General features: G+C 39.1%; 17 protein-coding genes and 1 tRNA gene. 13 read left to right on the top strand and 5 right to left on the bottom strand.

What is annotated here, in order from left to right:
• Positions 1–70: 70 nt before the first annotated feature.
• Complete coding sequence (locus QDI94_RS01035) at positions 71–1,465, bottom strand: NCS2 family permease (RefSeq protein ID WP_278419263.1); 1,395 nt, start codon at positions 1,463–1,465, stop codon at positions 71–73.
• A gap of 218 nt (positions 1,466–1,683) precedes the next feature.
• On the opposite strand from QDI94_RS01035, the gene sigK reads away from it, so the two are divergent.
• On the top strand, positions 1,684–2,379 hold the full coding sequence (gene sigK / locus QDI94_RS01030; protein ID WP_278866489.1) for an RNA polymerase sporulation sigma factor SigK: 696 nt from the start codon (positions 1,684–1,686) through the stop codon (positions 2,377–2,379).
• Between the two features lie 116 nt (positions 2,380–2,495).
• Positions 2,496–2,569, top strand: a tRNA-Gly gene (locus QDI94_RS01025).
• A 927-nt stretch (positions 2,570–3,496) separates the two neighbouring features.
• On the opposite strand, the gene QDI94_RS01020 is transcribed toward QDI94_RS01025, so the two are convergent.
• Entirely contained in the window at positions 3,497–5,692 is a 2,196-nt protein-coding gene (locus QDI94_RS01020; protein WP_278866486.1) for an RICIN domain-containing protein, read from the bottom strand.
• Between the two features lie 240 nt (positions 5,693–5,932).
• Entirely contained in the window at positions 5,933–6,508 is a 576-nt protein-coding gene (locus tag QDI94_RS01015) for a tetratricopeptide repeat protein (protein ID WP_278866484.1), read from the bottom strand.
• Positions 6,509–6,673: 165 nt separating this feature from the next.
• Here QDI94_RS01015 and QDI94_RS01010 point away from each other — a divergent pair, with 165 nt between their 5' ends.
• Positions 6,674–7,315, top strand: a complete 642-nt coding sequence (locus QDI94_RS01010; RefSeq protein WP_278866483.1) for a hypothetical protein — start codon at positions 6,674–6,676, stop codon at positions 7,313–7,315.
• An 88-nt stretch (positions 7,316–7,403) separates the two neighbouring features.
• Here the strand turns inward: QDI94_RS01010 and QDI94_RS01005 are convergent, their stop codons facing one another.
• The gene (locus QDI94_RS01005) at positions 7,404–7,826 is read right to left on the bottom strand and encodes a potassium channel family protein (RefSeq protein ID WP_021883385.1); all 423 of its coding nucleotides are present in this window, start codon (positions 7,824–7,826) and stop codon (positions 7,404–7,406) included.
• Positions 7,827–8,245: 419 nt separating this feature from the next.
• Here QDI94_RS01005 and QDI94_RS01000 point away from each other — a divergent pair, with 419 nt between their 5' ends.
• From QDI94_RS01000 to QDI94_RS00990, 3 genes are all read left to right on the top strand, one after another.
• Entirely contained in the window at positions 8,246–8,716 is a 471-nt protein-coding gene (locus tag QDI94_RS01000) for a low molecular weight protein-tyrosine-phosphatase (protein WP_278866482.1), read from the top strand.
• A gap of 144 nt (positions 8,717–8,860) precedes the next feature.
• Positions 8,861–9,475 carry a TetR family transcriptional regulator gene (locus QDI94_RS00995; RefSeq protein WP_169923291.1) on the top strand — a complete coding sequence of 205 codons (615 nt, stop codon included), beginning with the start codon at positions 8,861–8,863 and terminating at the stop codon, positions 9,473–9,475.
• Between the two features lie 122 nt (positions 9,476–9,597).
• Entirely contained in the window at positions 9,598–13,635 is a 4,038-nt protein-coding gene (locus QDI94_RS00990; RefSeq protein ID WP_278866481.1) for an efflux RND transporter permease subunit, read from the top strand.
• 71 nt (positions 13,636–13,706) lie between these two features.
• On the opposite strand, the gene ybaK is transcribed toward QDI94_RS00990, so the two are convergent.
• The gene (gene ybaK, locus QDI94_RS00985) at positions 13,707–14,186 is read right to left on the bottom strand and encodes a Cys-tRNA(Pro) deacylase (protein WP_278868686.1); all 480 of its coding nucleotides are present in this window, start codon (positions 14,184–14,186) and stop codon (positions 13,707–13,709) included.
• Positions 14,187–14,614: 428 nt separating this feature from the next.
• Between ybaK and QDI94_RS00980 the strand changes: the two genes are divergently transcribed.
• From QDI94_RS00980 to QDI94_RS00950, 7 genes are all read left to right on the top strand, one after another.
• Complete coding sequence (locus tag QDI94_RS00980; RefSeq protein WP_278866480.1) at positions 14,615–15,613, top strand: Fic family protein; 999 nt, start codon at positions 14,615–14,617, stop codon at positions 15,611–15,613.
• Positions 15,614–15,842: 229 nt separating this feature from the next.
• Positions 15,843–16,154 (top strand): hypothetical protein, encoded by a 312-nt coding sequence (locus QDI94_RS00975; protein WP_015523550.1) that lies wholly within the window; start codon positions 15,843–15,845, stop codon positions 16,152–16,154.
• A 34-nt stretch (positions 16,155–16,188) separates the two neighbouring features.
• The gene (locus QDI94_RS00970) at positions 16,189–18,177 is read left to right on the top strand and encodes a V-type ATP synthase subunit I (RefSeq protein WP_278866479.1); all 1,989 of its coding nucleotides are present in this window, start codon (positions 16,189–16,191) and stop codon (positions 18,175–18,177) included.
• Positions 18,174–18,647: a V-type ATP synthase subunit K gene (locus QDI94_RS00965; RefSeq protein WP_278418626.1), complete on the top strand. Its 474-nt coding sequence runs from the start codon at positions 18,174–18,176 to the stop codon at positions 18,645–18,647. Before QDI94_RS00970 ends, QDI94_RS00965 begins: the two co-directional genes overlap by 4 nt.
• Positions 18,648–18,688: 41 nt before the next feature.
• Positions 18,689–19,270 carry a V-type ATP synthase subunit E gene (locus tag QDI94_RS00960; protein ID WP_181990978.1) on the top strand — a complete coding sequence of 194 codons (582 nt, stop codon included), beginning with the start codon at positions 18,689–18,691 and terminating at the stop codon, positions 19,268–19,270.
• Positions 19,271–19,281: 11 nt separating this feature from the next.
• Positions 19,282–20,253, top strand: a complete 972-nt coding sequence (locus QDI94_RS00955) for a V-type ATPase subunit (RefSeq protein ID WP_278866478.1) — start codon at positions 19,282–19,284, stop codon at positions 20,251–20,253.
• Entirely contained in the window at positions 20,246–20,569 is a 324-nt protein-coding gene (locus QDI94_RS00950) for a V-type ATP synthase subunit F (protein ID WP_015523547.1), read from the top strand. Before QDI94_RS00955 ends, QDI94_RS00950 begins: the two co-directional genes overlap by 8 nt.
• Positions 20,570–20,575 lie beyond the last annotated feature (6 nt).

Below are 20,575 nucleotides of genomic sequence, written 5' to 3'. Positions count from 1 at the left end.
ACCTATTTAACTTGTAAGAAAACACAAAAAGCGGGAGCGAAAAACGCCCCCGCAGAGTTTATATATGAAGTTACGACGATACACCGCAAATCATTGTTACAATTCTTACTGCAAACAAAGCAAACGCAACCCACATAATCGGATGAATTTCTTTGATTTTGCCTGTAACAATCTTGAGAATAACCCAAGTAAGGATACCGAACATGATACCTGTTGCTATTGAATATGCAAACGGCATAAAGATGATTGCTACGAAACCGCCGACTGTATCGGCAATGTCTGAATCAAAATCCATCTTTGTAACATTCTTAATCATAAGAAGACCTACAAATACGAGTGCAGGAGCTGTTGCAAATGAAGGAATAGCAAGGAAAATCGGATAAAGCGGAATAGCAAGGATAAAGAGAATTGCAGAAGTAAGAGCTGTAAGACCTGTTCTGCCGCCCTCTGCAACACCTGTTGTTGACTCAACATAAGATGTTACTGTTGATGTACCGAGGCAAGCACCAAGGCATGTACCGAGTGCATCAGACATAAGAGCACGACCTACACGGGGAAGTTCGCCCTTTTCATTGAGGAGATTACCCTCCTGAGCAACACCGATAAGTGTACCTACTGTATCAAAGAGGTCAACAAAGAGGAATGCAAAAACGATAACGGCAAAGTTAAGCGCATGCTGTGCCACATAACCGAAATCAAACTTGAAGAAAGTTTCTGTTGCCATATTCTGGATAGGTCCGAATACAGAGTAGTTTGCAAAATCAGGAATGAGCGATGCACCCTGATACCAACCGCAAAGCTGTGCAATGATGCCGAGAACCCATGTTGCAAGGATACCGATAAGGATTGAACCTTTAACTCTGTAGTGCCAGAGTGTAGCAACAATGAGGATACCGACAAGTGCAAGAACCACCGGAGCAGAACCAACATCACCGAGCTTAACGAGAGTTGATGACTGAACAGCCTTGCCATCATAGTAAGCGTCTGTTGTGATAACGCCTGCGCCCTTAAGACCTACAATCGTGATAAAAAGACCGATACCTGCCGAAATACCGTACTTGAGGTTCTGAGGAACCTTGTTTACAAGTGTTTCACGGAATTTGAAGATTGAGAGGATAATGAAAATAATACCCTCAACAAGGATAGCTGTCAAAGCTACCTGCCATGGATTTGTGATACCCTGCTCTGCAAGCTGCGGAACAACTGTGTATGCAAAATATGCATTCAGTCCCATACCGGAAGCAAGAACTACAGGATAGTTGGCATAAAATGCCATGATGAGTGTTGCGAAAGCAGCCGATACAGCTGTTGCTGCAAAGATTGCATTCGGATCCATTCCTGCGGCAGAAAGAATACTCGGGTTTACAGCGAGTATATAAGCCATTGCAAGGAATGTTGTAACGCCGGCAATAATCTCGGTTTTGACATTAGTGCCGTTTTCTTTCAGTTTGAAAATCTTTTCCAAAAGAAAGCCCCCCTAAAATATTTTGTCGAAACACGACATAGTTAAATTGTAGTTTATTCTTGCCAAAATTTCAAGTGGTATAATATACAAATTCATTGCAAAAATCAAGCTTTTGAATATTTCGTGAAGTTTTTTGAGGAAAATCAGGTACAGGCAATTATTGAACATTTCACGAATAAAATTATATAACGATAAATTTTAGTTTAAGGGGTGCTGTTATGATTGAGTTACTCGGATTTTTAGGACAATATATATGTTTTTTCATTCTTCATGTTTGCGGAGGCGGTTCGTTTCCGAAACCTTTAACAGAAAAGCAAGAGCGTGAATATCTTGAAAAAAGTGCAAACGGCGATATTGCGGCAAGAAATATGCTCGTTGAACACAATCTGAGACTTGTCGCACACATAATAAAGAAATATTACGGAACACAAAGCGAACAGGATGACCTTGTATCAATCGGAACAATCGGTCTGATAAAGGCAATCAACACTTTTGACATAAACAAAAACATAAAATTAAGTTCTTATGCAAGCAGATGTATTGAAAACGAAATTCTTATGCATTTCAGAAATGCAAAGAAAAGTGCTCAGGATATTTCTTTAAACGAAACAATTGATACCGACAAGGACGGCAACCCTCTCACCCTTCTTGATATTATGTCGGTTGACGATAATATAATCGACAATCTTGATTTGAAGCTTAATTCAAAAAAGCTCGGTCAGTTCATAAGAGAGGAACTTAACGAGCGTGAACAGAAGATTATTATATTAAGGTACGGTCTTGACGGCAAGGAAGCCTTGACTCAAAAAAGTGTTGCCAAAATGTTAGGCATATCCCGTTCCTATGTCAGCCGCATCGAAACCAAAGCGTTAAAACAATTGCGAAAACGATTTGAAACAAGTTCAAATTTGTGAGATAATAAGTTATATAAATTCATCAGGGGTGTTCATCGAATGCCCCTGCATATTTCACAACAAAAAATTCTTGACATATACTAAACTGCGTGATATAATAACAATGTTGCAGATAAGCGGATGTAGTTTAGTGGTAGAACTTCAGCCTTCCAAGCTGATCGTGTGGGTTCGATTCCCATCATCCGCTCCACTAAAAGGTACTCATTTTTGAGTACCTTTTCTTTTTGCAAAAATTAAAAAATAAAACAATCAGATGGGAATCGAAAGCCCGTTTAGAAAACAGTTCAGCGAACTGTTTTTAGGGCGTAGCGTTGATCCAAGTTAAGCCTAAACGCTTTAGACAAAGACGAGATTGGCAACTTCTGTATCACAAAGTAATCATCCGCTCCATACTAAAAGGTACTCGAAAATGAGTACCTTTTCTTTTTGCATATTAAAGAAATAAATCAATCGGATGGGAATCGAAATCCCGTTTAGAAAACAGTTCAGCAAACTGTTTTTAGGGCGTAGCGTTGATCCAAGTTAAGCCCAAACGCTTTAGACAAAGACGAGATTGGCAACTTCTGTATCACAAAGTAATCATCCGCTCCATACTAAAAGGTACTCGAAAATGAGTACCTTTTCTTTTTGCATATTAAAGAAATAAATCAATCGGATGGGAATCGAAATCCCGTTTAGAAAACAGTTCAGCAAACTGTTTTTAGGGCGTAGCGTTGATCCAAGTTAAGCCCAAACGCTTTAGACAAAGACGAGATTGGCAACTTCTGTATCACAAAGTAATCATCCGCTCCATTAAAAGGTACTCAATACTGAGTACCTTTTCTTTTTGCAAAAATTAAAAAATAAAACAATCGGATGGGAATCGAAAGCCCGTTTAGAAAACAGTTCAGCGAACTGTTTTTAGGGCGTAGCGTTGATCCAAGTTAAGCCTAAACGCTTTAAACAAAGACGAGATTGGCAACTTCTGTATTACAAAGTAATCATCCGCTCCATACGAAAAGGTACTCAATACTGAGTACCTTTTCTTTTTGCAAAAATTAAAAAATAAAACAATCGGATGGGAATCGAAAGCCCGTTTAGAAAACAGTTTAATCAAGATTTAAAAAGAGGTTTACTATTATTTTTCTAATATTATATTATCAATTCCTACAATATATTTTTGTAAATACGTTGAATCACTTACATCTAAACTACCATCACGATTTATATCAGCTAAATTCATTTGTTCTTCGGAAAAAGTAATAATTTTGGTAATATATTTTTGAATTTCTGTTGCATCAGTAATAGTAATTTCACCATCAAGATTCACATCACCAATTAAATGATTTTTACTTTTAATTTTAATTATATCAAATTTTTGAGGAGCAAAATCATCTGCATACTCCCATATTGCCACCAATCCATTTGATACCCCCATATCTACCATTTTTTGCGTTCCCGCTGGTTTAATATAATATGCATCAAAAAGTTTATAAATATAAAATTTTTGATTGGTAGTTCCATTATATTTGTAGTAGGCTTGAATATTAGTTCCATTTGGTTGTGCTGAAAGATTATCTATATTAAATCCAGCTTCAACATCAAGATAATATCCGTTGCTAGTGTTTTGTATCAAATAACTTCCATCACTCTCTTTTATGAATTTCCAAATTTGATTGTCACTATTATTATATTCTTCACCTTTTATGTCATATGCATATTTAGATAGAGAATTAGTCATAGTAAAAACATTATTCGTTCGTATATTTTTTATTATTGCATAAAACTCATCTCCTAAATCACTAGGTAAAGTATTATTGACATCTATTCTAATAATATCAAATTTCTGTGGAGCAAAATCATCACCATAATCCCAAACTGCAACTAGACAATTATCTATCCCCATATCAACTATTCTGTTCATCCCAACCGGTTTTATGTAGTACGAGTTAAACATTCTATAAATGTAAAATTTCTGATTTCCAGTTCCATTATACTTATAATATGTTTGAACATTAGTACCATTGGGTTGTGCTAATAAATCATCTATGTTATAACCTGCTTCAACATCAAGATACATATTACTTTTTAAATTTTTAATTGAATAACTTCCATCACTGTTCCTATTAAAAAGCCAAATTTGATTTTCATCATTATTTGCAGGTTTTCCAATTACATCATTAGCATATTTAGAAATATTGCCACCTTCTGAAATCAAATTTTCTGTCTTTTTGTTCTTGATTAATGCGTAGAATCGATTTCCTAAATTTACAGGTATATTATTTTTTAAATCAATTTTAACAATATCGAATTTTTGAGGATCAAAATTTTCTGCATAATCATATATTGTTACACAATTATTTGACAAACTTAAATCTATAACTTTATCCGTGCCCACTGGTCTTATATAAAAAGAATCAAATATATTATAAACAAAAAACTTTTGATTACTTGTTTCATTATAAGTTGAATATAATTGAACATTCGTACCGTTTGGTTGAGCTGATAAATTATTAATGTTATTTCCCGCCTCAATATCTAAACTAAAATTATTATCAGCATTTCTTATTGCATAACTGCCATCACTAAGTCTAATGAAATGCCAAATTTGATTATTTTCTCCGCTTTCCGTCTTTCCTATTGCATCAAAAGCAGAGTCTGAAATTCTGTTTCCTACAGATATATACGTTCCCATGTATTTATTTTTAATTTTTGCATAAAATTCATCGCCTAAATTTACAGGAGAAATATTATCATACCAATGTTTTTTAGTATTTATTTGATCATAATTATTTGCGTGACGAGCTTCTTTAATGTACGTTCCAGATTTACTAATTGCACCATAATAACGTATCCTATTACTTGCGGGAAAAGTGTAATTTGAATCATAAACATACCAATTTGAAGCATCTTCATCAAGATATATTCCATAGTGTTCTCCATAAGTAGAGGAATAAAATTTTATATAATCTCCCTGTTTTAGATTTGAAACATTTGTATAACTACTGTCCAATGGAGAAACTTCAAAAAGGCAATAAAACACATACTTTGCAAAAGAACAACATGACCACGCATCTCCACAAACTGTCGCAACCTGTGAACCAGATGGTAATCCTCCACGAGAAGGAATGTTATTTAATTCACAGTCCGAGCTCTGATTTGAGTTACAAATATTTCCGCTTCTAGTAAAATATTTACCATCGGAATAAACACTTTTTATTTGTTCTAATTTATCTTCTAATAAACTTCCTGCACTAACAGAAGTTGTAACACCAATTGATGTGATTAACAAAAAAACAAGAAATATAATCGTCAATCTTTTTGTTGTTTTCATTTTTATTCTCCTCTCATAATATAATAATAAATCATAAAACAGTTAACTCGCAAAAAACATATTATTGTTTAAAATTTACGATTTTATTTCACATCTATTCATCTAATTTTACCATAATTACCTTTCATTTTCAACTTTTTTCACATATCATTGTTTTAGATTCACTTCATAGCCTAAACAAAAAACAATCTTATCCACGGAACAATTCATAAACATATTTTCTAACACTGATAAGCACAATCAAAACTTTTTATTCAATTTGGCAAGCTTTTTTTCGGCATCTTTATATCCGCCTTTGATGGCTTTTTCATAGGCTTTTACGGCCTCTTCCCTATTGCCTGTTTTTGCATAATATTCACCCAATGCGAATGACGCTGACGCTATGCCGTTATCGGCGGCAATTTTATAGTACTCCATTGCAAGTTTCGGATTGCGGGTAACACCTCTGCCGTCCATAAGAATATCTGCAATTTTGGATGCTCCATTCGCACTGCCAAGGTCTGCGGCTTTTTTGTACCACATAGCCGCCTGTTCGGGATTTTTGACACCGTTCACGGAAAATTCAGCCATCCACAATACGGCAGGAAGATAATCGAAATCGGTTGCAAGGGTATTCATTATATTTTTAGCACGGGCAACGGTTTCAACGGTCGGATTTTTCAAAAGCCGTCTTGCCTTCATGTATTCAAGCTCGCACATTTCTTTTCTGTTCTGAACGCTTGTACCGTGCAGAATCGTGTTTACATCGCTTTTAAATTCGCCGTCATTCGGTTTTTCAGGGGGCTGATGTTTTTTCATTTTATCAAACAAGCTCATAACTCTCCTCCTTACCGTTCAATCCATACTAAGATTATAAATGAAAACTGCGAATTTATAAATCTGTTTGGGCATTATATTCAAAAAGCATATTGATTTTATCCTTAAATTCGATTATAATTTACTTGTAAACATAAAAACCACTTGTTTTTTAAGGAGATAACGATGAATATATTTGACAACATTGCCGCTAATCTTTCATTAAAGTATGAAAATTCGGAATTTTATAAAAACAAACTCATCAAACGATACAAGCCACTCATCACACCGGGTGTAAAGTCACAGGACGAGCTTATCATTTCTCTTGAAAAGCACTTTGACCTTGAACTGACCGACAAGGCTGTTATGAGCAAGACTTTTCTTGAACTCTGCGTTATGGGCAACATTGATTGCGATGAGCCTGATATGATTGATTTTGAGATTTACAGGGTTGTGAGAAACTCAAAGAGCGAGGCGCTTTATGCCTGCGAAAAATATGACCTCGACGATGACGACATTTTTATAATCTTTGAGGAGCATAACAACTTCTTTATCAGTAACTCGCAGATTGTAGAAATGCTGCTTATCATCAAAGAGGGTGTTTCTGCCGAGGACTATGAGAATGAAACTCCCGAATTTCTCAACTACATCCGTGTCTGCCGCTACTTCTGCCAGACAAACTTCTTCAAACTCAACAAGGCTGTTACATATGACGAGTTCGATATGATTGACATTCCCGAAGACGAAAGTGATTCTGACGATGCCGATTATTTTGACGAGTCTGATGACGAAACAGATGACGATGTCACAGATGCAATTGAGTTTTAAGAATTAACAGAATAAACAGTTTGGGCTGTCACAGGATTTCGCATTCTGCGACAGCCCTTCTTTTATACTCGCATTTAATTTATCAAATTTACTTTTTACGATTAAACTTTTTCACCTTTTCGGAAAGCTCGACAAGTTCTTCTTTTGAAAGTTCGGGAAGGCGCTCAAGATCATCAAGAAACTTTGCACTGCTTTCGTCAGCACGAAGTTTTGTGCTTTCGACATAGTAGCTTGTGATTACGCCCGGAACTACTGCAATGATAAGAATTGAACATATCGAAAGAAAGATTGAAAGCACTCTGCCGACAAGCGTTGTTGCAAGCACATCTCCGAGTCCTATTGTTGTGGCAACGCTGAAACAGTACCATATGCTGTCAAAAAGCCGAGTTATGTTCGGTTCAAAAATCCATATTGCAACACTCACCGCAAAAAACACGATAACATAACTGCACAAAAGCTTAATTGCACCCGTCCGTTTGAGAACAATTTTCAACAGTCTTGTCTTTTTCAAAATACCACCCCATTTGTATAAATTATAACAATTAAAAACACCTCCGTCAAGGCGGTAGATATGCGGTTTTGAGGATAGAAACCTTGAGGGAGTAACTTTTTTGTTATATGACACACTGAGCAGCAAAACCTTTTTAAATATCATTTTTCTTAGCTTTTGCTTGACTGATTTCAATGACAGAAAACTCATCTTTGAAGATATTTTCATACACACAAATCTGCATTTTGCAAATTTTCTAATATACTGTGCGAGGTAAGCAGGAGCAAATCACAGTCATTTCCTGTTACAGAAAAAACAACCCCATAATCAACTTCACTTCAGCAGTGTGAGTGCTGTTTGTTGTAGCAATTTAATTATTATGTTATAATGTAATCATCTGTTTAAAACCGTAAGCATCTGAAATCGGGAGGAATTTTAATATGATAAGGATAATGTTTGTGTGCCATGGGAATATTTGTCGGTCGCCTATGGCGGAGTTTATATTCAGGGACATGGTTAAGAAGGCAGGAATTGCGGACAGGTTTGTTATTGAATCTTCCGCTACAAGTACGGAGGAGATATGGAACGGGATTGGAAATCCTGTTTATCCGCCGGCTAAGCGTGAGCTTGCAAAACACGGAATCGGTTGTGACGGCAAGAGGGCTGTTCAGCTCAAAAAATCCGACTATGACAAGTACGATTATTTCATCTGCATGGACTCTAATAATATCAGAAACACTATGCGAATTTTCGGCGATGACAAAGACGGAAAGGTTTGCAAGATGATGAGCTTTGCAGGTATGAATCGTGATGTATCGGATCCGTGGTACAGCGGTGATTTTGAGCAGGCATACAACGATATTTACAGCGGATGCAAAGGACTTTTTGAAAAATTTAAAGGCAAAGCTTAATTTTGTTGTTAATATGCACAAAGATTTTTGATCGTATATGTGCAAAATCTAAAACGCCTTTAATTGACACAATAAATAAACGATGTTAAAATTGTGACAGGTTGTCATATGACTGCCTGTCACATTTATTTTGGAGGATTTTTTATGATTAAAAACACCTTTTATAATCTTCCCGAAGAAAAGCGTAAGAGAATCACGGACGCAATATTCAATGAATTTGCCGGTTCGTCGGGAGAGAGAGTCAGCATAAACAATATTATAAAGAACGCAAACATTTCGAGAGGCAGTTTTTATCAGTACTTTGACGATAAGGTTGACCTTGTGGAGGTTATGACACGCTCATTTATCAACTTTTCGCTTGAAAAAGCCACAGAGGTTATCTCTCGCACTCACGGCGACATATTTGTAACTTATGATTTGCTTTTTGAAATTCTATGCGAATGTTCAAAGGATGCAAAACAAAGTATCATTATGAAGAATCTCATCAAAAATATAAAGGCAAATGACAGTCTTGTTTCGGAATATTTTATCAACCGTTTCAAGGGCGTTGCAGAGCTTGTCAGCGTTACAAACAATTTTGACAGAAGTAACCTTAAATATACTTCAGATGAAGATGTGAAGTGTCTTTCACAGATTCTCACTCAGGTGCTGAAGAATGCCGTGTTCAATGTTTTTGTAATAGGAAAGCCTTTTGACGAGGTTCACAGGGAGTATCACAGAAAACTTGAAATTATCAAAACAGGTGCAATTGCAGATTAAGTTTAATATTCATGCAACCGGTTGCGGCCGATTTCAACAGAAAATGTAAACCTAAGTTGGTAGAAATTGCATTTAATATGAAATATACTCATAGATAAAAAGCACGAACGAAGGAGTAATCCATGTTATCAAAAATCAGCGTAAAAAAACCGATGACGGTATTGGTTGCGGTTGTACTTGTTCTGGTTCTGGGTATTGTGTCATTTTTTAAGATGACCCCCGACCTTTTACCGAATATGGACTTTCCCTATGCCGTTATTATGACCACCTACGCAGGTCAGACACCCGAGGCGGTTGAAACAACGGTTTCAAAGCCTCTTGAACAGTCGATGTCGGCAATTGACGGTGTTAAGGAGATCACCTCTACCTCATCGGACAACTATTCACTTTTAATGATTGAATTTGAGGACGGCACAAATATGGACAGCGCAACTGTTGATATGCGTTCAAGTCTTGACACAATCAAGGGCAATTGGCCTGACGGAGTCGGAACACCGTACCTCATCAAAATCAATCCGAACATTCTCCCCGTTGCAATGACGGCGGTTGACTTTGAAGGCAAGTCGCAGACAGAGCTTTCGGATTATGTCACAAACGAACTTTTGAATGAACTTGAAGGCATTGACGGTGTTGCCTCTGTTTCTGACAAGGGCATTGTTACGGAACAGGAAAATGTCGTACTTTCACAGGATAAGCTTGACAAGCTTAATAAGAAGATTTCTGCTGCGCTCGATAATCAATTCGGTGATGCGGAGCACAAAATTGCCAAGGCTAAAAAGGAATTGCAGGATAATATCGGCAAAGCCAAGGACGGTCAGGGTACAGTTTCATCTTCAATTGAGCAAATCAACTCACAGCAGGAGGCTGTTTCAAAACAGCTTGCCGACGCACAAAACAAGGCTGAAAGCGGTAAAACACAGCTTTTGTCGGCAAAGATGCAGTTGCTTGACCGAAAGGCAAGCCTCACTTCAACAAAGACCTTGCTCGAAACCGCTTATCAGGGTTTGCTTGAACTGAAAACGACCTATGATGAACTGACTTCCGAGCAGTCACAGCTTACGCAAAAGCTTGAGCAGCTTTCAAAATTCAACGAGCAGTATCAGGAAATTATTCGGAAAATGAACGATGTTCTCCCCGACAGTGAGGATTACAAGGCACTTCAACAGCAGATTGACGAGCTTAACAAGGTACTTGAGCCTTACGGAATCAAAGCTCCCGATATCGCAAAAACAATGCAGACAGTTCAGAATTTCATTAACAAAAGTGCAGAGGCACTTCAAAATGTTGAAAATTCACTTAAAAAGCTCGGAACTTCGGGAGATAAAATCGACTCTGCATTAAGCGAAATGTCGGAGAAAATCTCACAAATCAACTCGGGTATTGCACAGCTTGATAACGCAATTTCGGGACTTGACGACAAGTCGGTTTCGGTTGATTCCGCTCTTGCCCTCATTTCACAACAACAGTCAAGTGCAGACTTCAAAATGTCCTCTGCTATGTCAACTCTCACTTCAAAACAGAGTGAACTCAACAGCGCACTTACACAGCTTTCAAGTGCAGAAAAGCAGATTGAAGCATCCGAAAAAGAACTTGCCGATAAAAAGAAAGAGGCAAAAAGCAAGGCTGATGTGAGCAACACGGTCACACTTGATACCATTTCTTCAATTCTAACGGCACAAAACTTTTCAATGCCGGCAGGCTATGTTACCGATGACGATAACAACAAATTTATGGTTCGTGTCGGCGACAAGGTGAATAATGAAAAAGAGATGAAGTCGCTTGTGCTTTTTGACACCGGAATTGACGGAATCGGAGTTATTCATCTTGAAGATGTTGCAGATGTTTTTGTTGCCGATAATTCCGACGAAACCTTTGCAAAAATCAACGGCAACCCCGGTATTGTATTGAGCTTTTCAAAGTCAAGCAACACAGCATCTTCTACCGTTTGCGAAAACATTAACACAAAGCTTGATTCGCTTTCAAAAGAGGTTGACGGACTTCACTTTACAAACCTTTATAATGAAGGCGACTACATTAATCTTGTAATCAACAATGTATTACAGAACCTTCTTATGGGTGCGGTTCTCGCAATTATCATACTTTTCCTATTTCTCAGAGATATCAAACCGACGCTCATTGTCGCCTGCTCAATTCCGATAAGCGTTGTGTTTGCAATTGTCCTCATGTATTTCAGCGGTGTAACACTCAATATGATTTCGCTGTCGGGACTTGCAATAGGAGTCGGTATGCTTGTTGACAACTCGGTTGTTGTTATCGAAAATATCTACCGACTGAGAAGTATGGGTGTTTCGCCGATTAAGGCGGCACTTAACGGTGCAAGACAGGTTGCCGGCGCAATTACGGCGTCAACTCTCACCACAGTATGCGTGTTCCTGCCAATTGTATTTGTTGAAGGCATCACCCGTCAGCTGTTTGTTGACCTTGCACTCACGGTTACATATTCACTTCTTGCAAGCCTTATTGTTGCGCTGACACTTGTTCCGGCCATGGGACAGAGAATGCTCCGCAAGATGAAACCTAATTCCGCTCCGAAGGACGGAAAAATCAAGAAAGCATATGAACGCTCACTTCGTTTTGTATTAAAGCACAAAGTTCCTGCAATTCTCGTTGCAGTTGCACTTCTCTTTACAAGTGCAGGTCTTTGTCTGATGAGAGGTTTCAGCTTTATGCCCGATATGAGCAGTACACAGATTCAGGTATCATTGAAGCTTGACGATAACGCAACCTTTGAAGAAACAGTTAAAGAGGGCGAAAAGCTCAACGATTTGCTTTCAAAATATGACCAGTTTGAAACCGTAGGCGTTATGGCGGGCAACTCGTCAAGCCTTATGGGACTTACAGGCGGTTCATCGTCAAATGATGCCGGCTCACTTATGGCATATGCCGTTCTCAAGGATGACTGCACAAAACAGAGCGGTGAGATTTCAAAGAAGATTGAAAAGGATCTTGAAAGCCTTGACGGCGAGGCTGCCGTAAGCGGCGGCACTTCAAGTTCAATGTCAAGCCTTATGGGTGACGGTTCCGTTCAGATTACGCTCTACGGCGATGACCTTGACACACTCAAAAGCACTGCCGAGGATATCGGCAAGACACTTGAAAAGGTTAATGGCGTTGCATCGGTTGACAACGGCATCGGTGCTGTTTCTCCCGAAATCAAGGTTACTGTTGACAAGTCAAAAGCCGCTGAAAAGGGACTTACCGTTGCACAGGTTTATCAGCAGGTTGCCGCTGCAATTTCAACAGAAAAAACCGCCGCCGCTATTACAAATGATGACGGCAATGATATGAATGTTGTGGTTGTAAAGGACGACAGCGAAACCGTTACTCCGAAAAATCTCCGTGACCTCGACATAACTTATACGGATAAGAGCGGTAACGAAAAGACAGTTAAACTCTCCTCTGTTTCGGATATTTCAAAGTCGGAAACTATGGATAAAATCAGCCGTGAAAATCAAAAGCGTTATCTTACAATCAGTGCCGAAGTCAAGGACGGCTACACGCTTACATCTGTTTCAAACAATGTAAAATTCGCAATGAACGATTACAAGCTCCCGAAAAGCTGTTCAATCGACTACGCAGGTTCAGACAAAATGACAATGGAGGCAGTTTCACAGCTTATGCTTATGCTGTTGCTCGGCATTATTCTCATCTACCTCATTATGGTTGCACAGTTCCAGAGCCTTAAATCACCGTTCATTATTATGTTTACAATTCCGCTTGCATTTACGGGCGGTTTCCTCGCACTTTTAATCACAGGATTTGACATCAGCGTTGTATCGCTTGTCGGTTTTGTAATGCTCTGCGGTATCATTGTAAACAACGGTATCGTACTTGTTGACTACATCAACAAACTTCGTATTGAGGGCAAAGAAAGAATTGAGTCAATTGTTGAGGCAGGCAAAACCCGTATGCGTCCTATCCTCATAACCGCACTCACAACCGTTCTCGGTCTTGTTGTTATGGCCCTCGGCATAGGCACAGGTGCAGAAATGATGCAGCCTATTGCAATTGTCTGCATCGGCGGTCTGCTCTACGCAACATTTATGACGCTCTACATCGTCCCCGTTATTTACGATTTGTTCAATAAAAAGGAACTCAAAAAAGTAAGTGACGAAGACCTTGAATTTATTGACGAATAAATCATATTAATAAAATACACCCCCGACTAAACCGTTTGGCACAGTCGGGGTGTTGTTTTTTGAATATCAGGTCAGTCCTTTATAATATCGGCACATTGACCGTTTGTAAGACGGATTAAATCTTCTGGTTTTAAATCAATTTGATAACCGATTTTTCCTGCGCTGACAATGATTTTCGGAATTGACTCTGCTGTAATGTGGAAGGTTGTCTTGAACTGCTTTTTCATTCCGAGAGGTGAACAGCCTCCACGCACATAACCAGTGACCTTTGTAATATCCTTTACGGGAATCATTTCAACCGACTTTTCACCTACGCTCTTTGCACATTTTTTAAGGTCAAGCTCATGGTCAACAGGAACTACGAAAACATAATAATCTCTGCCCAAGCCCTTTGTTACAAGAGTTTTGAAAACATAATCGGGATTTTGATTCATAAGTGTTGCCACCGTTACTCCGTCAACGGCATCCTTGCCGTGGGGATATTCGTGGTGAGTATATTCAACCTTTTCTTTGTCTAAAATTCTCATTACATTTGTCTTGATTTCTTTCATAAATACACAATCCTCCATGCATATTGCCATCTTGTTATTACCCTCACATAATACAACTTTTCGCATCGGATTTCAACCTTGATTTATTTGCAATTTTATTAAAATAATGTTAGAATAAATTCAGAAGTTATTCGAGGTGGAAGATTTCGTCCCCGTCCACACGCCGATGGCTTGACAAAGTGAAACCTTGAGAGATGTAGGAGAATGGGACGCCTGCCGAATAACCATAGCTTTGAAAGCCGCTCCGAATTTTTTCGGGACGGCTTTCTTCTGTTTTACAGACTAAAATATCGCTGTTTTATCCACAACACGCAAGATAATAAGCAAGTCAGTAAGCAAGATAGTAAGCAAGATAATAAGCAAGTTATTGATAAATTCAATTGAATTTGGTATAATTAAAAACAGAATAAGTGCAAGGAATGGTTAATATGTCAGACTACACACCGCCGTTTTCAATATCAAATAAAATGCTCGGATTTGTATCATCAATTTCTGAGAAGATAGGTAAAATCAGCAATTATAATGATTTTGAATCAAAACCTCAGTTAAGAAAAAACAATAGAATCAAGTCCATCTATTCTTCGCTTGCCATTGAGGCTAACTCGCTTTCAATTTCAGAAGTGCGTGATGTAATCAACGGACACATTGTTTTAGGTCCGCAAAGAGAAATTCAAGAAGTAAAAAACGCATACGATGCCTATGACAACCTTAACAATATAAATCCTTATTCTGTAACAGAGCTAAAAAAATACCACGGCATAATGACATATGCTCTTGTCAATGAATCGGGAAAATTCAGAAACGGTGAAGAAGGTGTGTTTGACGGTGACAAATGCATTTTTATGGCTCCGCCTGCACATTTTGTGCCGTCATTGATAGATGATTTGTTTAAATGGATGAACAGTGAAAAAAATAATGTTCACCCACTGATTTTGTCATCTGTTTTTCATTATGAATTTGTTTTTATTCATCCGTTTTCTGACGGAAACGGTCGCATGGCAAGGCTTTGGCAGACTGCAATTCTGACAAAATGGAAACCCATTTTTCAATACATTCCTATTGAAAGTCAAATTCAAAAATATCAAGACAGATATTACAAGTCAATTTCAAAATGCCATATTGAGGGCAACTCAAATATTTTCATAGAATTTATGCTTGAAATGATTGACGAAATTCTTACCGAAATTATTTCACAAACCAAATCCGATATTCGGCAGATGAATGATTATGTAAAAAAATTGCTTGATGTTATGGAATTTGATGTTTCCTATAATACTGCGGAACTTTTGGATAAGCTGAATTTAAAATCAAGAGAAACTTTCAGGAAAAATTATCTTAATCCTGCACTCGAAATGAATCTGATTCAGATGACTGTTCCCGATAAACCGACAAGCCGCAATCAGCGGTATATTAAAAATAATTTTTAAAACTATTAAACACCGTATTATGCGGTGTTTTTTCTTTTATCGCAAATTAATGCTGTAAAACCACTCGCAAATGCGGTCACAGGGAAGAAAATAATAAAAAACTGGGCAAACTTTAATGTATGTTGATTGCTTTTTTAAAATAATTGTGCTACAATCTAGGAATAGAATAAACAAAATAGTGTATTCTTCAAAAATATTTTTATGCAATTTTTAGCAAAGGAGGATAACAATGGCAAAAGATATGCTGGACGCCATTTACAATGCCGAAGAGGATTGCAGACAGCGTGAGGCAAATGCACGAGCAGAATCAGCAGAAAGGGTTGAACAGACAAAGGCAGATGCCAAACAGGTTGTGCTTTCGGCAAAGGAAAAGGCACAGAAGGATGCCGATATGCTTTTTGAAAAGACTGCGAAAGAGGGCAAAAAAGAGCTTGAGAAAGCCTCTGAAAAGGCAAATCTTGAGTGCGACATTCTCTCTCGGACTGCAGACAAAAACCGCAAGCGTGTTATTGACGGGGCTATACAAAGGCTCTCTCTTTAAAACGGTTGCAATGAAAGAAGCGTGGTGATAGAAATTGGCAAAACTTAAAATGAAGTCGGTTCGGATTATTGCCCTAAGACAGGACAGAAAGCGACTTCTTGAACATTTGCAGGATTCGGGTTTGGTTCAGATTGAAAAGACCGAAACCTGCAGAAAAGGTTTCGGCAAGATTGATATGACCTCACAAATTCAGATTTTCGAGCGGAATGTTACTCTCAGTGAAAACGCTCTGAAAATTCTCGACAACAACTCTCCCGAAAAGAAAAGTATGCTTTCCGCATTTTGCGGACGGCGGGAGATTGATCCCGATGAAATCGGAGTTATCGCATCAAATGCAGGCGAAGTTATTGATGTGTGCAACAGAATTTGTGAGCTTAACAAACAGATTGCCGATAATGTGGCGGAACGGATTCGCATAAAAACCGCTCTTGCACAGCTTGAGCCGTGGAAGAATCTTGATATTCCGCTTAATGCAAAGGACACAAAAACAACGGCTGTTTTCATAGGCTCAATTCAAAAGGAGTACAACGAGGTATCGCTTTCAGAGGCACTTGCCGAGGCTTCTCCGAAGCTTGAATTTGATTTTGAAATTCAATTTGCAAACGAGGGGCTTACCTGCATTGTACTTTTTGCACCGATTGCTCAAAAGGAGCTTGCAGAAAATGCTCTGCGTGACATCGGTTTTGCAAAACCTGTTACGAACTCAAGCCTTACCCCTTTGGCGGAATCAAAAAAGCTTGTTGAAAGAAGTCACAAGCTTGAAGACGACACGGAAAATGCAAAAAAGGAAATCATTTCCTTTGCAGACAGGCGAAAAGATATTAAAGATACACAGGATTATTTCAGAATCAGAGCCGATAAATACAGCGTAATCGGTGAACTTCAGCATTCACGGAATGTTTTTGTCATTTCGGGTTACATTCCCGAGGAGGACTGTGAAAAGCTTGAAAGGCTTTGTGAACGAGTTTCTGTATGCTATGTTGAATTTGGCGATGTTGACGAGGAAAAAGCTCCTGTAAAACTAAAGAACAGTCGCTTTGCAGCACCGGCAGAGAGCATTGTAAATATGTACTCTCCCCCGTCGCATGACGACATTGATCCAACGCCGTTGCTTGCGTTCTTCTTCTACTTTTTCTTTGGAATGATGTTCTCGGACGCAGGCTACGGACTGTTAATGGTAATAGGAACAGGACTTGCAATAAAGCTGTTCAAACCTGACAAGGAAATGCGAAACACCTTGAAGCTGTTCCAATATTGCGGTATTTCAACATTTTTCTGGGGACTTGTTTTTGCAAGCTTCTTCGGAGATGCCCCCGCAACCCTTTACAACTACTTTACGGGTGCAGACATTACGATGGAGCAAATCTTCCCGTGGCCGACAATTGACCCGCAAAAGGACGCACTTATGCTGATGATTATTTCAATAGCATTCGGTCTTGTACACATTCTTGTCGGTATGGGCTGCAAATTCTATGTTTGCCTCAGGCAGAAAGATTACGGCGGAGCGTTCTTTGACACGGGACTTTGGATGCTTATGCTTATCGGATTTGCCGTTTTGGCGGCAGGTATGGCATTCGGTCAGACACTCATCTATGTAGGAGCAGGCATTGCGATTTTCTGCGCAATCGGTCTTGTTCTCACACAGGGCAGAAACAAAAAGGGATTCGGCAAAGTCATCGGCGGACTTGCCTCTCTCTATGACATTACAGGTTACATCAGTGACCTTCTGAGCTATTCAAGACTTCTTGCTCTCGGACTTACAACGGGAGTTATGGCTCAGGTGTTCAATATGCTTTCGACCATGTTCGGAAAGAGCTGGTTTGGAATTATCTTACTCATTATTGTGTTCATCATCGGACACGCAATCAACATCGGACTCAACGCACTCGGTTCATATGTTCACACAATGCGACTTCAGTATGTTGAAATGTTCGGAAAATTCTATGAGGGCGGCGGCAAACAGTTTAAGCCATTCAAGCTCAACAGTAAATATATTAAAATTCAGGAGGACAAATCAAAATGAATGGAATATTTTTCGCACTTTTAGGCGCATCAATAGCAACAGCACTTGCAGGCGTAGGTTCTGCTCGAGGTGTAGGCTCTGCCGCACAGGCAGCTATGGGAGTTCTTTCCGAGGACTCATCAAAATTCGGTAAAATGCTCGTTCTCACACTTCTCCCCGGTACTCAGGGACTTTACGGATTTATCGTAGGCTTCCTTATTCTCGTAAGAGGCGGCGTTCTCGGCGGCACAGCTCCGACAATCGGACAGGGTCTTGCATACTTTGCAGCATCGCTTGCTATCGGTATCGGCGGTATGATTTCAGGTTTTGCACAGGGCAAGGCAGCCGTTTCGGGTATTGCACTCAGTGCAAAGGACGATTCAAACTTCTCAAAGGCTATGGTTTCCGTAACTCTCGTTGAGATTTACGCTCTCCTTTCATTCATCGTTTCACTTCTCGTTGTTATCAAAGTTCCAACCCTTAACATCTGATAACCGACTAACGAAAATTACGAAAGAAAGGTGGAATCACTTTGAGCAGCGGTGATAAAATTTTAAATCGCATAAGTCTTGACTGTGACGAAAGAATCAGCCAAATAGGTGCTGAAACCGATGAAAAATGCGCACAGATTATGGCACAGGCAAAGCTTGATGCCGACAAGATTTCTGCCGAAATTGCCGACAGGGCACAGTCAAAGGTCAAGCAGATGCAGGCGGCTTCAAAGAGCCGTTGCGACCTTGAAACACGCAACGCTTTCCTAAAGAGAAGGCGTGAAGAAATTGACAAGACATACAGTGAAATTCTTAATAAAATGAAAAATCTTCCCGATGAAGATTACTTTGAACTGATTTACACATTTGCAAAAAAGTTAAACGGAATGAGCGGTGTTGTGCTTTTGAACAAAAAGGATATGAACCGACTTCCGAAGGATTTTCTTGCAAGGCTTGAAAAATGCGGTGTAAAAGCAGAGCTTTCAAAAACGCCGTGTGACATTGAAAGCGGTTTTATTCTTAAATGCGGTGACATTGAAGAAAACATGGACTTCTCGGCAATATTGTCCGAAAAGCGTGACGCTATCGAGGATTTTATAAATCAGGAACTTTTTAAGGCATAGGGAGGAATATGATGGCATTATCTTATGAATTTTCCATCGGCTCCGTCCGTGCTAAAGAAAAAAATCTGTTTACAAACAGCGACATTGAGCATATGCTCGGTTGTGAAAATGTGAACGAGCTTTGCAGATACCTCTCGGACAAGGGCTACGGCGAGGGTGATAACATTGAAGATATTTTGAAATCCCACAGTGAAAATGTGTGGGAATATCTCAAAAGAACCACACCCGATTTTGCAATATTCACACCGTTCTTCTATCTTAACGACCTTCACAACCTTAAAGCTGTTTTAAAGGGAACGCTTTCAAACAGACCGTATTCACAGCTTTTGGTAAAGCCGTGTACTTTCTCTGAAGAAACGCTTAAACAGGCGGTTGAGAACAGAAAGTTTTCACTTTTGGGCGAAGAACTTTCCGCACCTTGTGACAAGGCATATGAAATTCTTGCACACACAGGTGACGCAAGACTCAGCGATGCGGTTCTTGACAGAGCTTTTATGGAGCTTGTTCTGAAAACATCCGAAAAATCCGACAGCGAATTTATGTCCGAATATTTTAAAGCTACAGTATTTTATAATAATGTAAAGACAGCCATAAGAGGTGCAAAAGCCGATTGCGACAGGGATTTTCTTGAAATTGCAATCTGTGATGTGCAGGACTTCCCCCGTTCAAGGGTTATTGAGGCAAGCGTAAAGGGACTTGAACCAACGCTTGATGTGCTGTCAAAAATCTCGGCATACGGCTGTAACAAGGCTGTTGAAGAGTACAAGGCTTCTCCGTCGGCATTTGAAAAATTTGTTGACAACAGGCTTATGAGCCTTGCAAAAGAAAAATGCAAAAGAAGCGGTGACGGTGCAGATCCGATTACGGGCTATCTGATTGCAAGTGAAACAGAGAAAAAAGTTATTCACATTATTGCAAGCGGAATCCGCACCAAAACAAATTATGAAACCGTAAAAGAAAGGTTGCGTGAAGTTTATGGCTAAAAATATTGCCGTTATCGGCGACAGCGAAAGCATAAAGGGCTTTGCGGCAATCGGCATGGACATTTATCCGTGTGATGACAATGAAAACGCACCGCATCTTTTCAGAAAGATTGCTGACGGTGACAACTATGCGGTAATTTTTATTACCGAGGAAATGTTCGGACTTGTTGAAAAAGAGCGAAAAAGATATGAAGAAAGGCTCATTCCTGCCGTTATTCCTATCCCCGGTGTAAAAGGCAATACGGGAATCGGCATAAAAAGACTGTCGTCATTCGTTGAAAAGGCAGTCGGTTCGGACATTATCTTCAATGATTGAGGTGTA

The sequence above is a fragment of the Ruminococcus bromii genome, from assembly GCF_928721825.1.
In the GTDB taxonomy this organism is placed as follows: domain Bacteria; phylum Bacillota; class Clostridia; order Oscillospirales; family Acutalibacteraceae; genus Ruminococcoides; species Ruminococcoides bromii.
Note: the sequence above shows the minus strand (reverse complement) of the source record. Positions and strands in the feature narration are given on the sequence as shown.